Origin of the sequence: Thiomicrorhabdus indica (genome assembly GCF_004293625.1) — a bacterium.
GTDB classification, from domain to species: Bacteria; Pseudomonadota; Gammaproteobacteria; order Thiomicrospirales; family Thiomicrospiraceae; genus Thiomicrorhabdus; species Thiomicrorhabdus indica.
In genome coordinates this window covers 2,679,032-2,698,531 of sequence record NZ_CP033040.1, presented here as the reverse complement: position 1 = coordinate 2,698,531, position 19,500 = coordinate 2,679,032, and the positions used below count along the sequence as shown (strand labels likewise).

Annotated in this window: 20 protein-coding genes; 7 read left to right on the top strand and 13 right to left on the bottom strand. The window is 42.2% G+C overall.

Annotated features, from left to right (window positions below; all coding sequences use genetic code 11):
• Positions 1-5: 5 nt before the first annotated feature.
• Positions 6-557 carry an OsmC family protein gene (locus D9T12_RS11820; RefSeq protein WP_130538363.1) on the bottom strand — a complete coding sequence of 184 codons (552 nt, stop codon included), beginning with the start codon at positions 555-557 and terminating at the stop codon, positions 6-8.
• A 350-nt stretch (positions 558-907) separates the two neighbouring features.
• Between D9T12_RS11820 and cynS the strand changes: the two genes are divergently transcribed.
• From cynS to D9T12_RS11800, 4 genes are all read left to right on the top strand, one after another.
• Positions 908-1,351: a cyanase gene (gene cynS / locus D9T12_RS11815; protein WP_130538362.1), complete on the top strand. Its 444-nt coding sequence runs from the start codon at positions 908-910 to the stop codon at positions 1,349-1,351.
• A gap of 135 nt (positions 1,352-1,486) precedes the next feature.
• Positions 1,487-1,894 carry a DUF302 domain-containing protein gene (locus D9T12_RS11810; protein WP_130538361.1) on the top strand — a complete coding sequence of 136 codons (408 nt, stop codon included), beginning with the start codon at positions 1,487-1,489 and terminating at the stop codon, positions 1,892-1,894.
• A gap of 461 nt (positions 1,895-2,355) precedes the next feature.
• The gene (locus D9T12_RS11805) at positions 2,356-2,847 is read left to right on the top strand and encodes a hypothetical protein (RefSeq protein ID WP_130538360.1); all 492 of its coding nucleotides are present in this window, start codon (positions 2,356-2,358) and stop codon (positions 2,845-2,847) included.
• A gap of 51 nt (positions 2,848-2,898) precedes the next feature.
• On the top strand, positions 2,899-4,071 hold the full coding sequence (locus D9T12_RS11800; protein WP_130538359.1) for a GNAT family N-acetyltransferase: 1,173 nt from the start codon (positions 2,899-2,901) through the stop codon (positions 4,069-4,071).
• A gap of 83 nt (positions 4,072-4,154) precedes the next feature.
• On the opposite strand, the gene D9T12_RS11795 is transcribed toward D9T12_RS11800, so the two are convergent.
• The 7 genes from D9T12_RS11795 to bioB form a co-directional block, all read right to left on the bottom strand.
• On the bottom strand, positions 4,155-4,679 hold the full coding sequence (locus tag D9T12_RS11795; protein ID WP_130538358.1) for a GlcG/HbpS family heme-binding protein: 525 nt from the start codon (positions 4,677-4,679) through the stop codon (positions 4,155-4,157).
• 29 nt (positions 4,680-4,708) lie between these two features.
• The gene (locus D9T12_RS11790; protein ID WP_130538357.1) at positions 4,709-5,560 is read right to left on the bottom strand and encodes an HDOD domain-containing protein; all 852 of its coding nucleotides are present in this window, start codon (positions 5,558-5,560) and stop codon (positions 4,709-4,711) included.
• A gap of 104 nt (positions 5,561-5,664) precedes the next feature.
• Positions 5,665-6,705, bottom strand: coding sequence for a putative zinc-binding metallopeptidase (locus tag D9T12_RS11785; RefSeq protein ID WP_130538356.1), 1,041 nt, complete (start codon positions 6,703-6,705; stop codon positions 5,665-5,667).
• Positions 6,706-6,722: 17 nt separating this feature from the next.
• Positions 6,723-7,670, bottom strand: coding sequence for an alpha-E domain-containing protein (locus D9T12_RS11780; RefSeq protein WP_130538355.1), 948 nt, complete (start codon positions 7,668-7,670; stop codon positions 6,723-6,725).
• The gene (locus D9T12_RS11775) at positions 7,670-9,124 is read right to left on the bottom strand and encodes a circularly permuted type 2 ATP-grasp protein (protein WP_130538354.1); all 1,455 of its coding nucleotides are present in this window, start codon (positions 9,122-9,124) and stop codon (positions 7,670-7,672) included. The genes D9T12_RS11780 and D9T12_RS11775 overlap by 1 nt, the downstream gene beginning before the upstream one ends.
• A 153-nt stretch (positions 9,125-9,277) precedes the next feature.
• On the bottom strand, positions 9,278-10,498 hold the full coding sequence (gene bioF / locus D9T12_RS11770; RefSeq protein WP_130538353.1) for an 8-amino-7-oxononanoate synthase: 1,221 nt from the start codon (positions 10,496-10,498) through the stop codon (positions 9,278-9,280).
• 87 nt (positions 10,499-10,585) lie between these two features.
• Positions 10,586-11,587 (bottom strand): biotin synthase BioB, encoded by a 1,002-nt coding sequence (gene bioB, locus D9T12_RS11765; protein ID WP_130538352.1) that lies wholly within the window; start codon positions 11,585-11,587, stop codon positions 10,586-10,588.
• A gap of 63 nt (positions 11,588-11,650) precedes the next feature.
• On the opposite strand from bioB, the gene D9T12_RS11760 reads away from it, so the two are divergent.
• The 3 genes from D9T12_RS11760 to D9T12_RS11750 all read left to right on the top strand — a co-directional run bounded on the left by D9T12_RS11760 (position 11,651) and on the right by D9T12_RS11750 (position 14,221).
• Positions 11,651-12,400: a ComF family protein gene (locus D9T12_RS11760; protein ID WP_130538351.1), complete on the top strand. Its 750-nt coding sequence runs from the start codon at positions 11,651-11,653 to the stop codon at positions 12,398-12,400.
• Positions 12,401-12,418: 18 nt separating this feature from the next.
• Entirely contained in the window at positions 12,419-13,375 is a 957-nt protein-coding gene (locus D9T12_RS11755; protein ID WP_130538350.1) for a cation diffusion facilitator family transporter, read from the top strand.
• Positions 13,376-13,438: 63 nt separating this feature from the next.
• Entirely contained in the window at positions 13,439-14,221 is a 783-nt protein-coding gene (locus tag D9T12_RS11750; protein ID WP_130538349.1) for a response regulator, read from the top strand.
• Positions 14,222-14,288: 67 nt separating this feature from the next.
• Here D9T12_RS11750 and D9T12_RS11745 read toward each other — a convergent pair whose 3' ends face one another.
• The 5 genes from D9T12_RS11745 to tatA all read right to left on the bottom strand — a co-directional run bounded on the left by D9T12_RS11745 (position 14,289) and on the right by tatA (position 19,359).
• The gene (locus D9T12_RS11745; protein WP_130538348.1) at positions 14,289-14,972 is read right to left on the bottom strand and encodes a zinc metallopeptidase; all 684 of its coding nucleotides are present in this window, start codon (positions 14,970-14,972) and stop codon (positions 14,289-14,291) included.
• Between the two features lie 106 nt (positions 14,973-15,078).
• Positions 15,079-16,809 (bottom strand): thioredoxin domain-containing protein, encoded by a 1,731-nt coding sequence (locus D9T12_RS11740; RefSeq protein ID WP_130538347.1) that lies wholly within the window; start codon positions 16,807-16,809, stop codon positions 15,079-15,081.
• Positions 16,810-17,281: 472 nt separating this feature from the next.
• Complete coding sequence (gene tatC / locus D9T12_RS11735; protein ID WP_130538346.1) at positions 17,282-18,490, bottom strand: twin-arginine translocase subunit TatC; 1,209 nt, start codon at positions 18,488-18,490, stop codon at positions 17,282-17,284.
• Positions 18,491-18,517: 27 nt separating this feature from the next.
• On the bottom strand, positions 18,518-19,069 hold the full coding sequence (gene tatB, locus D9T12_RS11730; RefSeq protein ID WP_130538345.1) for a Sec-independent protein translocase protein TatB: 552 nt from the start codon (positions 19,067-19,069) through the stop codon (positions 18,518-18,520).
• Positions 19,070-19,104: 35 nt separating this feature from the next.
• Complete coding sequence (tatA, locus tag D9T12_RS11725; RefSeq protein ID WP_130538344.1) at positions 19,105-19,359, bottom strand: Sec-independent protein translocase subunit TatA; 255 nt, start codon at positions 19,357-19,359, stop codon at positions 19,105-19,107.
• Positions 19,360-19,500 lie beyond the last annotated feature (141 nt).

Genomic DNA, 19,500 nt, shown 5'->3' with positions numbered 1-19,500 from the left:
GCTGTTTATTGTTTGGTGTCTTCAACCAATTCGCCAAGCATGTTTACTTTGTTTAAGTAGGTGTTGGCAACGGGTGACCATTTCATTGCATGAGCAACTAGCTCTTCCAATTTCTCTTTTGGTGTTCCTGGAGATTCAATAGTGAAATATGCGCGAACATCTGTCACACCAAGTGGTTTGTTAGGATCTAGATCGCCTGTTCCCCAGACTGCAGTGATGTTTAGGTCTGCTTCAAGAGAAACTTCCAATTTTGTAAGTGGAATACCTTGATTCGTTGCATTGGCTTGAACACCAACAGATAGACAAGAACCAAGAGAAAGTAGTGCCATTTCTGATGGGTTTGGTGCGGTATCTTCACCCAAAAGACCTGGTGGCTCATCAACGACAATTGCAGGTAGGTCGCGAACATAGTTATAGTTCTTGAATTGACCTTCTAAAACGGTTTTAGATTTAATTGTTTTAATCGCATTTGGATCGGCTTTCCCTGCTTCACCTAGTTTGTTTAAGCCGTCAGTATCGATTGGACGGATGCAAGATGGGATAACTACTTCAGACATGGTATTACTCCTAAAATTAACAATTATTGATATTTCGTGTTTTGAAATATGTTGTGCTTATAGCGTCGTGAATACCAAAATTTAAAAAAGATATTAAAAACAATGTGTTATGTAAAATATGGTGTTTTACAGGTTAACAAATATGTACAAATAATTACATTTAAGCTTTTAACTTACCATTTTTATTTAATTTGTCACAAATTGTCAGGTTTGTTTGGTTTTTAGTTTAATCGGGTTTAATAAATTCCCTTTAATTTCAATAGGATATGTTTTTCTGTTTTTTTGGCATAGAAACTGCAATAAGAGATTTGCAACAAATTTAAATTGTTATCTATGACTAGGAGAAAGATATGTTGACAAAAGTAGCTATGACAGAAAGTATTGTGTTGGCAAAAAGTGAAAAAGGTGTGGGTTGGGCAGATATTGCGGAAGTTTCTGGTTTGAGTGAGGTGTATACCACGTCGGCCTGTTTAGGAATGAACCACTTAGATAAAGACGCTGCGGATAAAGTTGCTGAATTTTTGGGGTTAGGGTCCGATGTGTCGGAGGCACTGCAAGCATTTCCTCATAAGTCATGGGATAAATTAGTACCAACAGATCCATTGATTTATCGTCTGTATGAGATTGTTGGTGTTTATGGGCCAACGTTAAAAGAAGTGATCCATGAAAAATTTGGTGATGGAATTATGAGTGCAATTGACTATTCAATGCATGTTGAAAAAGAAGAAAACCCAGCCGGTGATCGTGTGGTGATTACGATGAACGGTAAGTTTCTTCCTTATAAATCTTGGTAATTTTTTGAAAATTCCATAAACACCTTTTGCTAAGGTGTTAAGTCGACTCTGAATAATTCAAGCAGGTTCTGTTGAATATTTAGGGTCGATTTTTTACGTACCAATAATTATTTGGTTTGAATTTTAGGAGTCTTCATGAATCGTTCAAGTTCTCATTTTATTAATCACGTTACGAATTTACCTGTGACGGAAGCTATTGATCGCGTTGAGCAGGCTGTGCAAAATATGGGGATGCATGTATTTGCAAGGATTAATCATTCTGCTGGTGCTGAGAGTGTGGATATGCCTTTGCGTCCAACTCAATTAATTTTGTTTGGTCACCCTTTAGGGGGGACGCCGCTGATGCAGGCACAGCAAACCATTGGTCTTGAATTGCCGTTGAAAATTTTGGCTTGGCAAGATGAGTCGGGTCAGAGTTGGTTGAGTTACCCCAATATTTCCCAGTTAGCGAAATTGCATAATGTCGAGGTTGATGAGTCGGTTACTCGTTTACAAGATGTCTTGTCAAAAGTGATTTCGGTTGTTAATGAAGCTTCTCATTAAGCCTAATCTTACAAATTGATTGCTTTCTAAAAAGCCTCGTCTTTAAGAGGTTTACTATCTGTTTTGGGTGTATGAAACGCCCTGAAAAATCATTTCTATTAACTCAGTGTATTGCACTGAATGCTTACCTATTCTCAAGAAAATGCTATGCTTTCTTATCTAGTCGACTCTGAATAACTGGTTTAGATTTATGTGGGATGTTTAAGTGGATAGGCTCTAGGCGTGGATTGAAGATAATGGTTATTCCATTATTGAGATTCACAACAACGAGAATATCTGCTTAAACGCCCACCCGAAGGGGCTGCGCCAGTTTTCACTCTACTGCGTTAGAATGCCTCATGTTATCTAGATAGCATTTCTGCATTCTGCCTTGTTGAGTTAAAAACTGGCTTTGTCATAAATTAAACGAGTTATTCAGAATCGACTATCTAGTGAATTTGAATGCTGATAAGGGGTCAATCATGTCAGAAACTTTTGAAGGAATTTTTGTATTCGAAGATGAAGAGCACATGCAAAAGGGTGTTGAGTTGCTCGAAGCCATGGGAATTTTGAGTGACGTGTTTCGTTATGCAATTAATTATGATCAAAAGTTGGTCGTTTTGCCGAGATCGGAGTATCAAGGTTTATCGGAAATCAAAAATGATTTATTTGAATGGGTCGATCCAATGCATTCACACTTGGACGGCATTGTGATTACGGATGATATTCAACTGATATCCTGGGATATTCATACGCAAAGCTTTTTTGAGTTAGAGGGGATGGAGATTGCTGCGATGTTTGATGAGCAATCTGACAAAGATTTCTTTGAAATGCCGACTGATGGCATTGATGGCATGAGTCCGCAAGCCTTCATTGAAAAGCGCGATGCTTTGGGTATGCAGGCTTATTATCGTTTGCCTGGTTATATTGAAAGTGTGCGAGTGGATAACTTTTTGCAGGAAAAACTTTCTTAAAAGCGTTTCTAAATAAGCCTGTAGAAAGAGTTTTTAGAGGTTAATTTCGTTATGGATTTTAAAGTTCTGGACTCGATTCTGGAGATTGATGAAAGCGTTTGGAATAACTTACATCACTCTAAAAACCCTTTTGTTCAACATGCTTTTCTGGCCGCTTTAGAAAAACATGGTTGCGTTTCTGAGCGTTTTGGATGGTTTCCGAAGCATTTTGTGGCGTTTGAGGCAGGGCAGCCGGTCGCTGCTATGCCGTTGTATGAGAAGCATAACAATTACGGCGAGTTTGTATTTGACCATGCATGGCATCAAGCGTGGCAAAGTGTGGGGCTCAATTACTATCCAAAGTTAGTTAGTGCTGCGCCATACACACCTGCAGTTGGCCCTCGGCTGTTTGTACGTTCAGATTTTTCCGACCGGCCGGTAACAATTCAACCCATCCTAGAGGCCTTAAAAGATTTTACTGATGAACAAGGTTACAGTGGTTTTCATATCTTGTTTGATGATGCACAAAGTGATTATGTAAACGATCGTGAAATTTTGTGTCGGCATGATGTTCAGTTTCAATGGTTCAATCAAGGCTATGAGGGTTTTGAGGATTTTCTGGCGGCTTTAAAGCCAAAAAAACGCAAGAATATTCGTCAGGAACGCCGCGCAATTGCCGAGCAGGATTTGACGTTTGATGTGTTAAATGGACATAGTGCGACGGAAGACGATTGGCATGATTTTAATGTGTTTTATCACAAAACTTTTCTGGATAAATTCTCCACTCCAACCCTGAATCTGGATTTCTTTTTAGAAATTGCCAAAACCATGCCTGAATCATTGGTATTGGTTATGGTTAGGCGTAAAGCTCAAGCGATTGCAGGGGCTTTAATGTTTCGTTCGGATAAGGTGTTGTATGGCCGTCATTGGGGTGCGATTGAGCAGGTCAAACATTTACATTTTGAAACCTGTTTTTATCAAGGGATTGATTACGCTATTGCTAACGGATTGGAACGGTTTGAACCCGGTGCAGGCGGTGAGCATAAGGTTGCACGAGGATTTGTTCCAGTGAAAATGCAGTCTAGCCACTGGTTGAGTGTGAATCCATTTGAGCAGGGGATTCAGGGGTTTTTAGCTGAAGAAAAGCGAATGATTCAATCCTATTGCCAAGAGGTTTGGCAATCGGTGCCTTATCAAGAGACTGAGGCTTTGTTGAAAGCCTCGCAATCCATTTCCAAGTGGTAAATACTGGCCAGTTTGAAGGTTTACCGGCCGGTAACAATTGGTAAATCTATTTTAGGGAACCTCTGATTGAATCAGGAGGGTTCTTAGAATAATAAGCGGTCTTCAAGCTTTTCTAAAGCAACTTGCGCGCAGGCTTCATCTTTTTCTCCTCCTGGAGCTCCGCTTACACCTAAAGCGCCAATGCGAATGCCACCTTGAATAATCGGAACAGCACCGACCATAATGAGTACGCCATTAACGTGGTTGAGCTCTGGACGAATATCACCGCGTTGTGCCCGAAAATCCCCTGATTTTAGACCGGACATAATGGTGGAGTTGGCTTTTTCTTCGGCAATTTGCAAGGTAAAGCGTGAAGCATAGTCATCTCGAATGGCCACTCGTTGATTTCCATGTCGGTCTACGATTACTGCACTTACTGAATAGCCTTTTTCTCGACAAGCCTTAATGGCTTCGGTTGCTAAATCGCGTGCGAGTTCCATGCCAATCGTTTTTTCTTCAATCACATCTTCAGCTAGGCTTGCGGTTGGTGAGAGGGTTGCAATCGCGGCTGAGCTTAGGATAAGGTTTGTAAGGATGGATTTAAAGAACGGTTGTTTTGAAGGTGACATTGAAGCACTCCTTTGTCGGTGATTTTGAGCTAAGATTTATTGAATTGTCTTAAGGTTTGATAGCCTGATTGAATGGCCTTTTTAGGGAGTTTAAGGAAGCTCTCTGCATTGTTTTTTGCTTGGGCGAGCTCTGGAGATTGGTAATGATCGGCAAATACTTCGGTGACCATTGCGTTTGATAGTTGAATCAGGGCGACCATGTTTGATAATCGTGTGTCATAAGCCTCTAGGTCGTTCAAGTTTTTTGAATGGTGCAGAAGAATGCTCTTATTCATTAAATCACCCAATTTCCAGTGATGGGCAATCAAGCTACCGAGATAAGTGTGGGCGGTTTGGTAGTGCATAAGCTCTCGATGGTAGGCGCTAAAAGGCATGGCGCACTGTTCTCCAAGATGTTCGCTAATATAAGGGTCGTGGTAGCGGCTAAGGTAAATGGCTCCGACATCTTGCATAAAGGTAATCAGGTAAGTTTCGGTGCGATTTAAGTTTGTAATCCAGTGAGAGAGTTCTGATGCAACGGAGGCTGAGAATTTACAGCGTTTGATGATGTTGTAGTCGCTGGGCGCTTTAGGTAAGTTTTTTTCTAAGTAGCAAGCCAGAAATAGTTGTTCGACTTCTTTAAGGCCTATTAGGCTGATAGCCGTTTTTGCATCAAGGATTTTATTGGTTTCGTCTCGATAGAGAATTTGATTGCATAATGCGAGGAAGTCTCCAAGAAGCTCTGGGTTTTTGGAAATAATTTTTGAAATCGTGACTAAATTAGGATGAAGAACCAGCATGGCTTCTTGGAGCTCAAAGATTTCTTGTGGGAGATTCTCCAATTTAAGGGAGTGCAAAATCGTTTGTGCATTGTGCAGTCCTGTTTGCATACTAATCGGCATAGATGAATACCTAAGGGGTATTGAATTGTAATTATTTTAACAAAGACTTTTTCTCTGAGATTCAAAAGGATTTGATGGATGCATTTAAAAAATACCGGCCGGTATTAATTGTGTTCTTTGGTATGGCGAGCAATGGTTTCGTCAATAAAACGGAGTTTTCCTTCGACCATTTCAGATACTCGAAATGGGTAAGGCTCCGCGAGTCCCATGCTGCGGTTCAGAGCATTCATCACTTGAGAGACTCGTCGCCATTCATTAAACCAATGATCAAAGTTGTGTGCTTGAGGTTCGTAAATGCTTAAGCCAAAGCTTTGAGCGGTTTGCAGGGTGTCAACAATGTGTAAATAGTGGGCCCAAGTCTCGGCCCAGTCTTCATGAGGGTGGCTGCTGGCATAAGGGGTGATATAGCGACTGCGCCAATGGGATTGATTGTTGGCATCATAATAGCCTTGTAAAGCTTGGGCATAGTCTTGGCGTTCGTCGCCAAAGACTTCACGGAATTGTTGTATTTTTTCTTCCGAATTAAAGAATTTTAGCCAAAAGTAATGGCCAATTTCATGGCGAAAGTGGCCAAGAAGCGAGCGATACAGTTCTTGCATTTGTTCTTTCATGGTGTGCAAAAAGCTTTCATCGGCTTCTGCCGCATTAATGGTGATTAAGCCGTCACAGTGGCCACTGAGAACGTGGTCTAAGTCTAAATTTGGGTTACTACGTTTATCTTCGAGAAAGTCGAATTGTAAATCTGAAAACTCAACCGGCCGGTTGGCTTTAATTAGTTGTAAATCGATTAAGGTTTGAAATAACTGACGTTTGGAACGTTCTAGTCGAAACCAGCGGTTGGCATTTTTTTCATGCGTTTGGTCTGGAATGACGCGGGTTGTTCGGCAGGCAATGCATTGGCAGTTGTCGTCACCTTGGATGAGTAGCCAATTACAGCCTACGTCATGATGGCGATGGCTGCAGGTTTGAAATAAGAGGTTTTTTTGATGACCTTGACTGTGGGCAAAGAACTGATTGCTGTCTCGAAGCTCTCCACTCCATAGAGTACCAATTTTCGGATCGTAGGCTAAATCTCGGCCACAAGCTTTACAAAAATGCTCATGAAAATTGATTTCATGACCGCAGTGGCAATAAAAACGTCTCATAGGTAATTAGTGGTTCCTTAGGCAACCTGTTTAGGATTAAACCAGATGTCATAGAGTAACTCATTAATGGCTGAGAGTTCACCTTGAATCCAATCCAAATGCTCGTGTAGTTGCTCGCTACCAATGTCCAAAGTGTGCGATGCTTGAATTTTAGCAAGTAAGCTGTGGGTTGCAGCTTGCAGTGCATTTGCATTGGGCAGTTGTTTTGCCAGTGAATCCATTTCATTTAAGCAGTAGCTGACTGAGCGGGCAAAGGCTTGGTCTTGGGTGAGGAATTGTAGAACTTCTTGGCCAGAAATTTCGGTTTGGTATTCTAAGCGGTACATGAAATAGGCACTAATCGAGCGTAGTAAGTGTGCCCACAGAATAGAGTGGAAGTGGGCTTCTTCTTCATTTACGAAGGCTTGCTGGGAAACATAGAGACCTCCTTCGTCAATGAGCCGGGTTGTCATATCCGCGCGTTCAATCAACATGCCTAGTTTTAAAAAACGGTATGTATCATTATGGCTCATAGTTCCTGAAAGCATTCCGTTGAAGGCTTGGCAAGAGCGGATGATTTTCGACAATAAGGCATTGCGCTTGGTACGGTCATTAAAGTCTTGTTGTTGTTCTTTTACCATGAGGTATAGCTCATTGATATGCACCCAAGCTTCGCGAGGTAAGATATCTCTGGTTGTCCGGATATTTTCTCGAGCCCACCAAAGAGAGGTGAACAGTGACGCCGCATTGTCACGATCAGTTAACAGCATGGCCATGCAGTTTTGCTCGGTGCGGATATCGGCATAGGTCTCTTTGAAATATTCTTCATTGCTGGTGATCTGCACCAATCCATACCAACTAAAAGGTATCGATTTGGGGAGATCGAACATGAGCTGGGAATGAACTTTTGCGAGCCGTGCAGTATTTTCAACGCGTTCGATATAGCGTGCTAACCAGTAAACGCGTTCGGCAACTCTAGATAACATTAGGTATTCTCCTCTGTTACAACGATCCATGTGTCTTTTGATCCGCCTCCTTGTGATGAATTTACAACGAGAGAACCTTTTGTTAACGCAACGCGCGTGAGCCCGCCAGCGGTGACATAGGATTTTTCACCTTGCAAAATAAAAGGGCGTAAATCGACATGGCGAGGTTCGAGTGTTTCCTCACAAACGGTAGGAACAGTCGATAAGTTAAGGGTTGGCTGAGCAATGTAATTACGTGGATTGTCAAGAATTAGGGCACGGAATTCGGCCAACTCTTCTTCGCTGGCTCTGGGGCCGATTAATAGTCCATAGCCTCCTGATTCATTCGCCGGTTTTACCACGAGCTCATTTAAATGGTCGAGTACATAGTTTCGATCTTCTTCTCGGTCACATAAATAGGTCGGTACATTGTCAATTAAAGGCTCCTCGTCAAGATAGAAGCGAATCATTTCTGGAACATAAGCATAGACGACTTTATCGTCTGCGACTCCACAACCGGGCGCATTGGCTATCGCGACATTTCCAGCTTTCCAAGCGCGTATTAATCCCGGAACACCTAACGCTGAATCTGCTCGAAAGACTTCTGGGTCCATGAAGGCATCGTCAATTCGACGATAGATTACATCAACCTGTTTTAAGCCTTCGATGTTTCGCATATAGACGCAGTCGTCCTCCAGTACAACCAAGTCTGAGCCTTCCACTAGTTCAGCGCCCATCTCGTGGGCAAGGTAGGCGTGTTCGTAATAAGCAGAGTTGTAAATTCCCGGTGTCAGAACCACTACTTCTGGATTGTCGCAATTTTGTGGACAGAGTGAACGCAACATAGACAATAACTGTAATGGATATTGGTCAACAGGAAGGATGTTCATGTCCCTGAAGACTTCTGGCATGACCTGTTTCATGACGGCTCGGTTTTCTAACATATAGGAAACACCGGAAGGGACGCGAAGGTTGTCTTCTAGAACATAGACTTTGCCTTCTGCATCGCGCACCAAATCAGAGCCGCAAATGTTAGCCCATGAGTTATGCTTAAGTTTCATGCCAATACATTCTGGCCGGAAATCTTTAGAGGAAGTAATCACTTCCAATGGCACAATGCCTGCCTTAAAAATTTCTTGTTCGTTATAGACATCTTCAATAAAGCGGTTTAGCGCTTGGAGGCGTTGCTTTAAACCTTTAGTGATGCTATTCCACTCCTCAGCTTCGATTGTGCGAGGGAAAGCATCAAATGGCCATAAGCGGTCAATATTTCCTTTGTCACTGTAGACCGTAAAGGAAATACCCATTTGTGCAATCGCCATCTCCGCACTTTTTTGCATTTCTTGAAAGGAGTTAAAAGGGGTATCTTTCAATTGTGAAAACAGTGGCTTAGCCGCTGGACGAGAGTGATTAGAGTCAATGATTGCTTCATCAAAGAAGCCATTGACCGAGTAGTTATCGAGTGTTTTTAACATGGGCTTACTCACCACTTGATTGATGTCTAGTGGCTTATTGGTAAGCAATTATTGATGAGACTTTATTTTTTGATTTTAAAAACAGTTGCTTAGATAATTTTTGAGAAAACATTAAATTTTTATAGAAAAAATATGGAATTATTTGGTGCTTTTTTATTTTTTTGGTGCAGGTTGTGTTGAGGTGCATGGGAGCTGGTTCGCCAAGCTTTTCAAAGCTTCTATAAGTGCTTCGACATGTTTAGGTGTATGGCTTGCACTGAGTGTGATTCGCAACCGCGCTTGGTTTTGAGGGACGGTTGGTGGGCGAATGGCCGCGACCCAAAAACCTTGTTTTTTAAGAGCTTCAGACCATTGAATGGCCTTTTCAGAGTTTTCTAGAAGAATTGGCTGAATCGCTGTCGGAGAATCCCAGAGCGATAATCCTAAGTTTTTTACGCCTTTTCGGAACTGTTTTATGAGCATTTGCAGCTTTTGACGGCTATTGTCAGCCTGTTTAATAATTTTTAATGCTTCGCGTACAGCAACAGCATTCAGTTGTGGGCTGGCGGTGGTGTAAATGTATGGGCGAGCAAATTGAATAAGAGCTTCAATGGCGGTGTTGGAACCTGCAATAAAGGCTCCACCGCAACCAAAGGCCTTGCCGAGTGTACCGATTTGTAAAGTGTTCAAATCAGGCGTTAATTTAAAGTGGCTTAAGGTGCCTCGACCTTGTTCTCCAAGTACACCAAATCCATGAGCATCATCGACAATTAGCCAGGCATTATACCGGCCGGCTAATTCTTGAATTTTATCCAGCGGTGCTAAATCACCATCCATACTAAAAACGCCATCGGTGACAATAATGGCTTGTTGTTTGGCACTTTTAGCGGCTTTTAAGCGCTTTTCTAAGCCTTTTGTATCAAGATGCGGATAACGTTTGAAATCGGCTTCAGATTGTAAAGCGCCATCAATTAATGAAGCATGGTTGAGCTTGTCGCCAAGAATTACATCGCCTTTTTGTGCAAAGGTTTGAAGTACCGCTAAATTTGCCATAAAGCCTGTGGAAAACAAGAGGACGCGTTCGACGCCTAACCAATCCGCAATTTCGTCTTCCAGCAAATGGTGTTGTAGGTGGTGTCCCGTTACTAAGTGAGCAGCACCAGAACCGTAACTTACTTCTTGATTTTGTAGAACTTCAATCAGTCGTTGTTGAATTTTTGGATGATTGGCCAGCCCCAGATAGTCGTTGGAACAGAAGTTGATACAGTGCACGCCATTGATTTGCATGTGCGGCTGTTGTGGGGAAAAACTCAAAGGTCTATGACGATACAAATGTTCGTCTTGACGTTGTTTTAACCGGCCGGTAAATCTTTGTTCAATGGATTCAATGGGCATAAAAAAGCATTAGTTGCATGGAGCTATTTGTGCAAAGCGCTTGAAAAAGATGCTTTTTTACCACTTTGCACTTCGCCATTTATAGGGTTAGGCTGACTTCACTGCGTCTTTTGTCACTTGCATATTAATGCCAAGTTTTGCAAACAGTTCAGCATCATGATCCGATTCTGGGTTGTCAGTGGTCAGCAGTTTATCACCATAGAAAATCGAGTTTGCGCCGGCTAAGAAACATAAGGCTTGTGCTTCATCGGTCAGTTCCATTCGGCCGGCGGATAAGCGCACATAAGACTGGGGCATTAAGATACGTGCGGTTGCAATAACTCGAATGAATTCAAATGAGTCGGTTTTGCCTCGCATGTGGGCAAGCGGTGTGCCTTCTACCGGAACCAAAAGGTTGATTGGCACTGAGCTTGGATGATGGTGCATATTTGCAAAGGTGCGAAGCAGTTCGGCGCGATCGGTATGCGCTTCACCCATGCCGATAATTCCGCCCGAACATACATTGATACCAGCTTTTTGCACTTTGTCGATGGTATCCAGTCGGTCTTGGAAGGTACGAGTGGTAATGACTTTCGGGTAGTAGGCTTCTGACGTGTCTAAATTGTGGTTGTAGTAGTCTAAGCCAGCGTCTTTGAGCATTTTGACTTGTTCATCGTCCAGCATTCCAAGTGTCAGGCAAGTCTCCATGCCTAAGCCTTTGACCATTTTGACCATGTCTAAAACCAGAGGAAAATCTTTTTTGTTTGGGTTGCGCCAAGCAGCTCCCATACACAAACGTGTTGCGCCTTTTTCTTTGGCAGCGACGGCTTTATCGACCACTTCTTGCAACGCCATCATTTTCTCTTTTTCAAGCCCAGTGTTGTAGCGTGAACTTTGTGAGCAGTAAGAGCAGTCTTCTGCGCAACCACCGGATTTGATGTTGACTAAGGTGCTGGTTTGGACTTCATTAGGATTAAAGTTCTCACGATGGATAGTTTGTGCCTGAAACATTAAATCGTTAAAAGGTTGATCCATAATGGCGCGAATTTCTTCTACTGACCAGTCATGGCGAATTTGTCCGATTTGGGAGGTTTGGGCGTTTTCTGACATTGTAAATTTCCATGCCTATCCTGTGAGTGAAGGCGTATTATAGCTCATAAGAAATTAAACAGGATGAAGCGAGTGAATGTTTTGCAATCCATCTCTGCTCAGTTAATTCAATGTGTGTTTCAAATTGATTCTATTTTGTCAGGCAAAGCCTGTCAGGACTTGGAATTAACGCCTGCTGAACAACAGGCTTTGCCTTGGAGGCAGACATCTGAAGAAGTGGATTGGCGAAAAACAGATGCCGCACTGGCCGGTAAAGATAGTCATCAAGTAAGCATTGCTACATTAGCCGAAAATTGGGATGCGCAAAAAATTGCATTTGATTATGAAATGCCGGTGAGTCATTGGATTCAAGAGTTTAAATATTATGCGAAAATTGAACGAGGCCGATTGTTAGCCGATTTGTTTACGCAAAAATTTGAATTGCAGTTTATGTCCGAGTCGAGTGAAAGGGTGCAGGCTTTGATTCCGGTACCGGTTCATTTACAGCGTTATAGAGAAAGAGGGTTTAACCAATCTCAGCGTTTGGCAAAACGGTTGAGTGATTGGTCTGATATTCCAATGATTGATAAGGCTGTGTGGCGAATTCGCCATACACCGCCACAGGCGCAACTGGATGCAAAACAGCGAAAACAGAATCTACAAGATGCCTTTGCGATTGATATTTCGTTATTGGAATCATTTGAGCGGATCGCTCTGGTGGATGATGTGGTGACAACCGGTGCGACTATGAATGAATTGGTTCGACAAATCCGTCAACAGACCAATATTAAATGGATCGAAGTTTGGGCGATTGCACAAACTCAAGTTGAGTAGTATTTTGAGGAAAACATTGTGACAAAGTTATCCATTCAGGCAGCTAAAGAGAATGTGGAGTCCAAAACGGTCCAGCCGGTGGCTTATCATCATTCTCATATTTCAAAACCCAACAAGAATAATCAGAAAAAAGTGCTGATTGCTGCGGTCTTGACCGCCTCTTATATGCTGGTGGAAATCATTGGTGGGCTCTGGGTAAATTCTGTCGCATTGGTTGCAGACGGTGTCCATATGTTGACCGATGCCATGGCTTTGTTGGTGGCTTGGTGGGGTTTCCATATGAGCCAGAAAAGCGCGACCGAAAGAATGACATTTGGTTTTCAGCGGTTTCAAATTTTAACTGCGTTTGTGAATGGATTTACTTTGCTACTGATTGTCGGTGGAATTGTCATTATGGCGGTACAGCGTTTTTTGGAACCGCAACCCATTATGGGCAAAGAGATGTTTATTATTGCGGTAATTGGTTTGTTAAATAATTTGATTGTGTTTTGGATTTTGCATTCGGGCGATCAACACAATATGAATATGCGCGGTGCAACGCTTCATTTCCTGGGTGATACCTTAGCATCAATCGGCGTAATTGCGGGTGCGATAATTATTTATTACACGGGCTGGTTTGTTATCGATCCGATTTTGTCGATAGCAATTGCTATCATTATTGGAATTGGCGCTTATCGATTAATGCGAGAGTCTGCGCATATTTTGCTTGAAGGTGTACCGGCCGGTTACGAAATCCAAGCAATTAAACAAGATTTAGAAGCCAATTTTGCTTACATTGCTGATGTTCACCATGTTCATTTATGGGCGATTGCAGAAGATCAGGTGATGATGACGTTGCATGCTAAAACTGATTTGTCGCATATTAATGATCAAACTTTATGTGAAATTAAAGATTATCTGCTGAGTGCCCATCGGGTACACCACGTCACCTTGCAACTAGAAACCTATGGTGACAATATAGTCGGTGATGTTTAAGCAACGAGTGTGCTAGTCTATCGTTAATCACACAGAAATCAGAGAGAACTAAGGAAATTTTGGATGCAGCCAAAAGCCAAACTATTGTTAGTCGACCAAAACCACGCCTTTATTGATACGTTTCGACAAGGGTTGTTCCGAGTCGTTGATTGTGAATTAGAGGTGGTGGGGTCGATTGAGCAAATGCATTTACGTTTGCAAGCGGAAGACTTCGATATTGTATTGTGTAGTTTGAATTTGCCTGATGCCTTCCAAGATGAAACCTTAAATTTCTTATCGAATTTATCCATTAGTGTGTTAGTCATGACTGAGAGTTATCTTGAGGAAGTGGATGCACATATTGGAAATATGTCAGTTGCAGAATATATTGTTCAGGATTCCGCTGCTGCCATTGAGCACGCGGTAAGAGTCACGAGTCGTTTGGTTAAAAATAGTGATCGCCCGATTTGGATTTTGTCTCTGGATGATCATTTCAGTGAAATGAAGCTAAAGTCGTTACTTGTATCTCAACGTTTTCCAGTTCGAGTGTTTGATAAAACTTCGAATATTGGTCAAGAGCTGGGGCTTTCTGGATTTCAAGACAGCTTTATTGAGCCAATCTTGCCAAGATTAATTTTGATTACGGGGGCAACTTTGTCCAATTGTCATGGACTTATTGAGTGGCTAGACGTTTTACGTCAAAGTTATCCGAGTCATTATCTTCCTGTTATGTTATGTGGTCGTCCAACGGATCTGCGCGTGACCATGAAGCTACTGAAGTATGGTGTGAATGATTTTTATAATCTGCATTTTACGCCTGAAGAGTTCTACATCCGTATTGATAAAAACCTATCTCAACTGGATTAAGGTGTTGAACGTCGCTAAATGATATCCCAACAATGTTTACCGGCCGGTAAACTTTGGCAGTTAGAGGCTATCGCTTAATCGCTTTAAGCCATTTCCATAGGTTAAATAAGCTCGATAGAGACGCAGCAACATAAGTCATGGCGCAAGCAAAGAGAATTTTTTTGGCTTTGCGTTGATCGCTATGGTTTAAATACTCTCCTTTCTTTAATAGCGGCAAAGCTCGCTCAAAGCTGGCATCAAACTCTACTTTCAATGTACTCAGATGAATAATCACGGGGACGCCCATCGCAATGAATCCAGCACCAAAAGTGATAATTCCAATCAAAGGTGTGTGAACCACGGCGATTAAAACCGGTGTGACCAATAAGGCACCGCTAGCGAATTTTTGCATAATGGCCGCGCGTTCGACCAGTGCGGTTCTTTCCATAAGCGGTTCGTAGCCTTCTTGGTGCTGCAAGGCGTGGCCGATTTCATGAGCGACGGTAGTGATTGCGGTAAGTGAGTTGGAGTGTGCATTGGCGCTGGAGATTCGAACCGCTTTATCAATCGGATCATAATGGTCGCCTTGATCGGTCTCTTCGACTTTGACGTCCAAGTTGAATTTGTTTACCAAATGATCGGCAAACTGTAGACCTGTTCCTGGAATATCTGGGTGAGGTTTTCGGTGCTTGTTGAGGATATATTTGGTCCAAATACTTGGTAGGGTCGTGAGCACAAACAACAACACAAAACCAATAATTAAAAAGCCCATAAAACCGCTCTAAATTTGAGAAAAGTTTATTGTAATGGACTGAGTTGTTATGACCAAGCTGAGGTTCGTTTAAAGAGGCGGGATAGGATAAAGTAGCAGGGTTTTGTTATTTGTAATGATTAAGGTAGCTAGAAAATTGCCAGATTTCTTTGCCGGCCGGTAAGGTTTTAAGGGCCGGCGATTGGGCTTGATAACAGTTCAGAATTGCGGTTGGGCTGGGAAGTTCATTGTCGGCAATGTGCCATTCATAATGGGGTGAAGTTGTTGTAAATCGCCAGCCTGTTTTTGCTGAAAAGCTCTGTGCTTGTTGTAACAGTTGTTGTATTGCTTGCTGATGAACTGGGCTTGTAATGTTTTCTGGAAGCTTGGCCAATGCTTTTAAACCATAAGCGACTTCCTCTAGTGTTACGGTGGCAAGTGACATAACTTGTTTATTTTGCCAAGCAAGGGCGCGTGGAATATTGGATTCGAGAATGATTTCGGCTAAGCGATTGGCTAATTGCTCGGTCAATTGTGCGCTTTTTGAAAGGTTAGGAAACTCACCAGCCGGTAAGCTTTGTGATTGAGAAATTTCCGTTGCGACATTGAGCGCAGAGAGTAACAGTGCGTTCCAAGCGACAATCGCCTTGCTGTCAGTGGGTATCGGTTGTTTATGATTTCGTTTCTGAAGTTTTGCCTGAATTGATGACCAATACTTTGATGTCGGTTTGGGATGGAAGCCAAGTTCATAGGGCGGTGTGTGGTTGAGATTCCATTCAGCTTCAACCAGTTCGAACTCAGCTATCGATAATTGGTTTTTAAGGGCATTTTGGGTCCAGAGATAGTCGCCACCTTCTTGGCCAAATTGATCCAAGGCAGATTGGCTGCCTAGATAAAGCTTGAGCCTGTCATCAAACAGATGTTTGCGAAGAAAATTCAAAGTGTTTTCTGCAGTTTGTAAAAAATCACTTTCAGGCCATTTCATCGCGGCACGTAGATACACTTCCAAGAGTTGCGCATTGTCATACAGCATTTTTTCAAAGTGCGGTGTTTGCCATTCAGGGTCCACGGTATATCGATAAAATCCGCCATACACATGATCAAACAAATGTTGAGATTGCATTTGTTTGAGTGTGAGTTTGAGCCATTCTTTGATACCGGCCGGTAAGTTTTTTTGTTTGAGTAAGCTTAATAACAACGGGCTGTTGGGGAATTTATGTGAGCCTTTGATTCCACCACTGAAATCATCCATATGCTTTTTTACCGAATCGGTGATTTGTGCCGATAGGTTGGTAATTGATTGGGCGGCATTGGGTTGAATTGTCGTTTTTGTGGAATTTTGACGGCTCGCCAGTTGCTCAATCTTCGATTGCTCTGTTTTCCAGAGGTTTTCAAGGTTTTGCAAATAGTTTGTAAAGTCGTCTTTGGGAAGATAGGTAAAGGCGGCGAAAGGTTTACCGGCCGGTGTATAAATGACGTGTTGTGGCCAGCCAGCCGCACCAACAATGCGTTTCGCAAAATCAATCATTTGCCGGTCAATTTCGGGTGTTAACTCACGATCAACTTTGATATTGATGAAAAGTTGATTCATCTTGTTGGCAATTTCAGAGTTTTGATAAAGCTCTTTTTGGGTGACATGACACCAATGACAAGAAAAATAGCCACTTGAGACGAGAATGAGTTTGTTTTGTTGTTGGGCTTTGATTAGGGTTTCAGTGTTCCACAGGTGCCATTGAACTGGGTCTTTGGCGTGCATCGCCAGATATTCACTGGGGTGATTTTGCAAAGGGCTTTGAGCGAAACTTAACGAAATACTAAGTTTTGCGAAAACCAAGAAAATACTTAGGCGGATAAACATAAATTATTTTTCAATTTTTTCTTGTTCATTTCTTTGCGCTGGCAAAGAAACGAACCAAAGAAAACAGCTCCTGTTACGTTTACAGAGTGTTGCTAAACTTGCCAAAAGGTAAGCCCGAACTCGTTCCCAAGCGAACTCAAACAGCGGGCTTACTTAACTTTTGGCTTCGTTAAGCGCCACAACTGTTCTCTGCACAAGGAGTTAAAAGGCCTTAGCCTTAATTTTATATTGAGATTTAAGGTTATGACAAACTTTTACTTTTGAAATGAAAGGTGAGGTATTTACCCTTTTCGAAGAGATTGGTTAATTCACTTAGCGGCCGCACTGCGTTTGATGATGAACTTGTTTGAGCTTGCTTGCAAGCGAGTTGTGAGTCATAGCAGTGCAAGCTTAGTGAATTCCAAGAACGTAGAAGGGTGCCCCTCTTTTGATCCTTTTCTCGGGCACGCGAGAAAAGGATGGAAGAACTAATTTAATTTTTGGACTTGGTAGATTCTTCAGAATCTTCTGCAGAATTAGAAGATTTTTCTTCGGTTGTTTTCGATGGTTTTTCTTCAAAATCATCGTCATCATCCAGTCCATCCGCCTGAGCCTGGGCTTTTTCTTGAGCTTTTCTTTCCACTTCTTTTTCGGCTTTAGTTCGCTCTTTGTATTCTTGCTCAAGTTGATTCATTTGCGCATCAATCTTATCGAACTCGTCATCCCAGTCCAAATCGTCATCAGTTTGATCGGCATAGCGGTCATCAAACTCAATATCATCGGGTACAGGATTTGGCTGAGGTTTTGAGCTGTCTTTACTTTCATGGGCAGCGGCAAACTCTTGAGGTGAACCTGTACTTGGTGCCATTGAAACCGCATTAGAGGATGAGCCTGAATTTGGTGATGGCGAGTTCGGAGAAGGGTCTGGATCCTTGTCATAATCTTCGTCATCATCTTTAATGCCGCGTTTTTTCAATACATAAGCACCAATGATTAATCCCACTTCAAACAGCAGCCACATTGGTACGGCTAAAAGTGTTTGCGAGATGATATCGGGTGGAGTCAGTAGCATTCCAAGGATGAAAGCGCCGACAATGATGTAAGGACGAGCATGAGCGAGTTTTTCAGGTTTTGTCATGCCAGTTAGAATTAACAAAACCGTGATAATAGGGACTTCAAAAGAGAGCCCAAATGCGAAAAACATTTTAATAACAAAATCGAGATAGGCGGCGATATCAGTAGCAACCGTCACGCCATCCGGTGCGGCCGTGGATAAGAATCCAAATACCAGTGGGAAAACAACATAGTAAGCGAAAGCTCCACCAGCATAAAACAGGAATGAACTAAAAAATAGAATCGGCCCAATCAGTTGTTTTTCATGGGTGTATAGCGCTGGAGCGATAAAGCGCCATAGTTGATACAGTAAGTAAGGCATTGCCAAGTAGATGGCAAGTACGAAACTTAATTTAAAGGGTGTTAAGAACGGGGACGCAACACCTGTAGCAATCATGCTGGTTTCAGGCGGTAAGTAGCGAGTCAACGGCTCGGAAATATAGACATAGATTTCATTGGCAAATGGGAATAACACCAAGAAAAATACAATGATTGCCAAAATACCACGGGTCAAGGAAGTTTTTAGATCCAACAAATGTTGGACCAGCGTCATCTCTTTATCCGTTGGTGGTAGCGCAGATTCGCTCATAGTTATCCGTCTTTACAAAATTGCAAGCTATTCGCTTTTTGCAGTGGTTTCTTTTGTCTGAGCGGCTTCAGTTGAAGCGGCTGGTGTTTTTGCTGCTTGAGAAGGCACAGAATTTACTGATTCAGTAGGTTTTGTTGTATCAGTTGTCGATTCTTCAGGTTTTTGAGGGGCTGAAGTTGGTGCCTGTGTCGGTATTTGTGGTTGAATTGGTGCCTTGTTAAATTGGCTGGATGCAACCGATTCCGACTCATCCGCTTCAGTCTCTGCGTTTTTGTTTTGCGCAAAAGGTCGTTGAAGCTCGTCCATGTTGACGTTGTCCAAGCCAACAGACAGACCTTTGTTCAATTCATCCGAAATACTGGAGATTTGTTTTTTTTGCTCTTCCAAGTCAATTGACTTTTTAAAGTCATTAATGGTTTCCGCTACTTCTCCTTCGGCTTTGACCGAATTGACGAACCGGCGCATTTTTCCAATAAAACTGCCGATTTTACGCGCGACTTCTGGCATACGCTCGGGTCCTATGACCAAAAGCGTAATCACCAAAATGACCATTATTTCTAAAAAGCCGATATCAAACATGGAGTATACCTAGTCCCAAAAAACTTACTGAAAAGTTATGCTTTGTCTTTGTTCTCAGGTGTTTTCTGTTCAGCTTTTGCATCGAAAACATTACCATCTTTGTCGTCTGTTTTGTTTTCTACGCTTGCTTGCTTAGTGTCGTCTTTTTTCTCTTCTTCATCTTTTACTGCAGATTTAAAGCCTTTGATTGCACCGCCAAGATCACTTCCTACATTTCGTAAACGTTTTGCACCGAAAAGTACAAGTACGATTGCTAGAATGATTAGAAGTTGCCAAATACTGATTCCCATTTTTTACTCCAAATGTTAGTAAAGGATCTTAATGTTAGTCGATCCTGAATATAAGCGGCCGCTAATGATAGCAAATTCGTTAAATCGCTTGCACAAAAAAAACTTATCTATTCAAAGTTTTCCCTGCTCTTTCAAAGCTAG

Excerpts from the sequence above, each read along its gene's own strand:
- D9T12_RS11760 (WP_130538351.1), top strand. The coding sequence starts at position 11,651 with ATGAAGCGAGTGAATGTTTTGCAATCCATCTCTGCTCAGTTAATTCAA.
- D9T12_RS11740 (WP_130538347.1), bottom strand. The coding sequence starts at position 16,809 with ATGTTTATCCGCCTAAGTATTTTCTTGGTTTTCGCAAAACTTAGTATT.
- D9T12_RS11785 (WP_130538356.1), bottom strand. The coding sequence starts at position 6,705 with ATGAGACGTTTTTATTGCCACTGCGGTCATGAAATCAATTTTCATGAG.
- D9T12_RS11750 (WP_130538349.1), top strand. The coding sequence starts at position 13,439 with ATGCAGCCAAAAGCCAAACTATTGTTAGTCGACCAAAACCACGCCTTT.
- cynS (WP_130538362.1), top strand. The coding sequence starts at position 908 with ATGTTGACAAAAGTAGCTATGACAGAAAGTATTGTGTTGGCAAAAAGT.
- D9T12_RS11800 (WP_130538359.1), top strand. The coding sequence starts at position 2,899 with ATGGATTTTAAAGTTCTGGACTCGATTCTGGAGATTGATGAAAGCGTT.
- tatC (WP_130538346.1), bottom strand. The coding sequence starts at position 18,490 with ATGAGCGAATCTGCGCTACCACCAACGGATAAAGAGATGACGCTGGTC.
- D9T12_RS11775 (WP_130538354.1), bottom strand. The coding sequence starts at position 9,124 with ATGTTAAAAACACTCGATAACTACTCGGTCAATGGCTTCTTTGATGAA.
- tatA (WP_130538344.1), bottom strand. The coding sequence starts at position 19,359 with ATGGGAATCAGTATTTGGCAACTTCTAATCATTCTAGCAATCGTACTT.
- D9T12_RS11795 (WP_130538358.1), bottom strand. The coding sequence starts at position 4,679 with ATGTCACCTTCAAAACAACCGTTCTTTAAATCCATCCTTACAAACCTT.
- D9T12_RS11810 (WP_130538361.1), top strand. The coding sequence starts at position 1,487 with ATGAATCGTTCAAGTTCTCATTTTATTAATCACGTTACGAATTTACCT.
- tatB (WP_130538345.1), bottom strand. The coding sequence starts at position 19,069 with ATGTTTGATATCGGCTTTTTAGAAATAATGGTCATTTTGGTGATTACG.
- D9T12_RS11745 (WP_130538348.1), bottom strand. The coding sequence starts at position 14,972 with ATGGGCTTTTTAATTATTGGTTTTGTGTTGTTGTTTGTGCTCACGACC.
- bioB (WP_130538352.1), bottom strand. The coding sequence starts at position 11,587 with ATGTCAGAAAACGCCCAAACCTCCCAAATCGGACAAATTCGCCATGAC.
- D9T12_RS11805 (WP_130538360.1), top strand. The coding sequence starts at position 2,356 with ATGTCAGAAACTTTTGAAGGAATTTTTGTATTCGAAGATGAAGAGCAC.
- D9T12_RS11780 (WP_130538355.1), bottom strand. The coding sequence starts at position 7,670 with ATGTTATCTAGAGTTGCCGAACGCGTTTACTGGTTAGCACGCTATATC.
- D9T12_RS11790 (WP_130538357.1), bottom strand. The coding sequence starts at position 5,560 with ATGCCGATTAGTATGCAAACAGGACTGCACAATGCACAAACGATTTTG.
- bioF (WP_130538353.1), bottom strand. The coding sequence starts at position 10,498 with ATGCCCATTGAATCCATTGAACAAAGATTTACCGGCCGGTTAAAACAA.
- D9T12_RS11820 (WP_130538363.1), bottom strand. The coding sequence starts at position 557 with ATGTCTGAAGTAGTTATCCCATCTTGCATCCGTCCAATCGATACTGAC.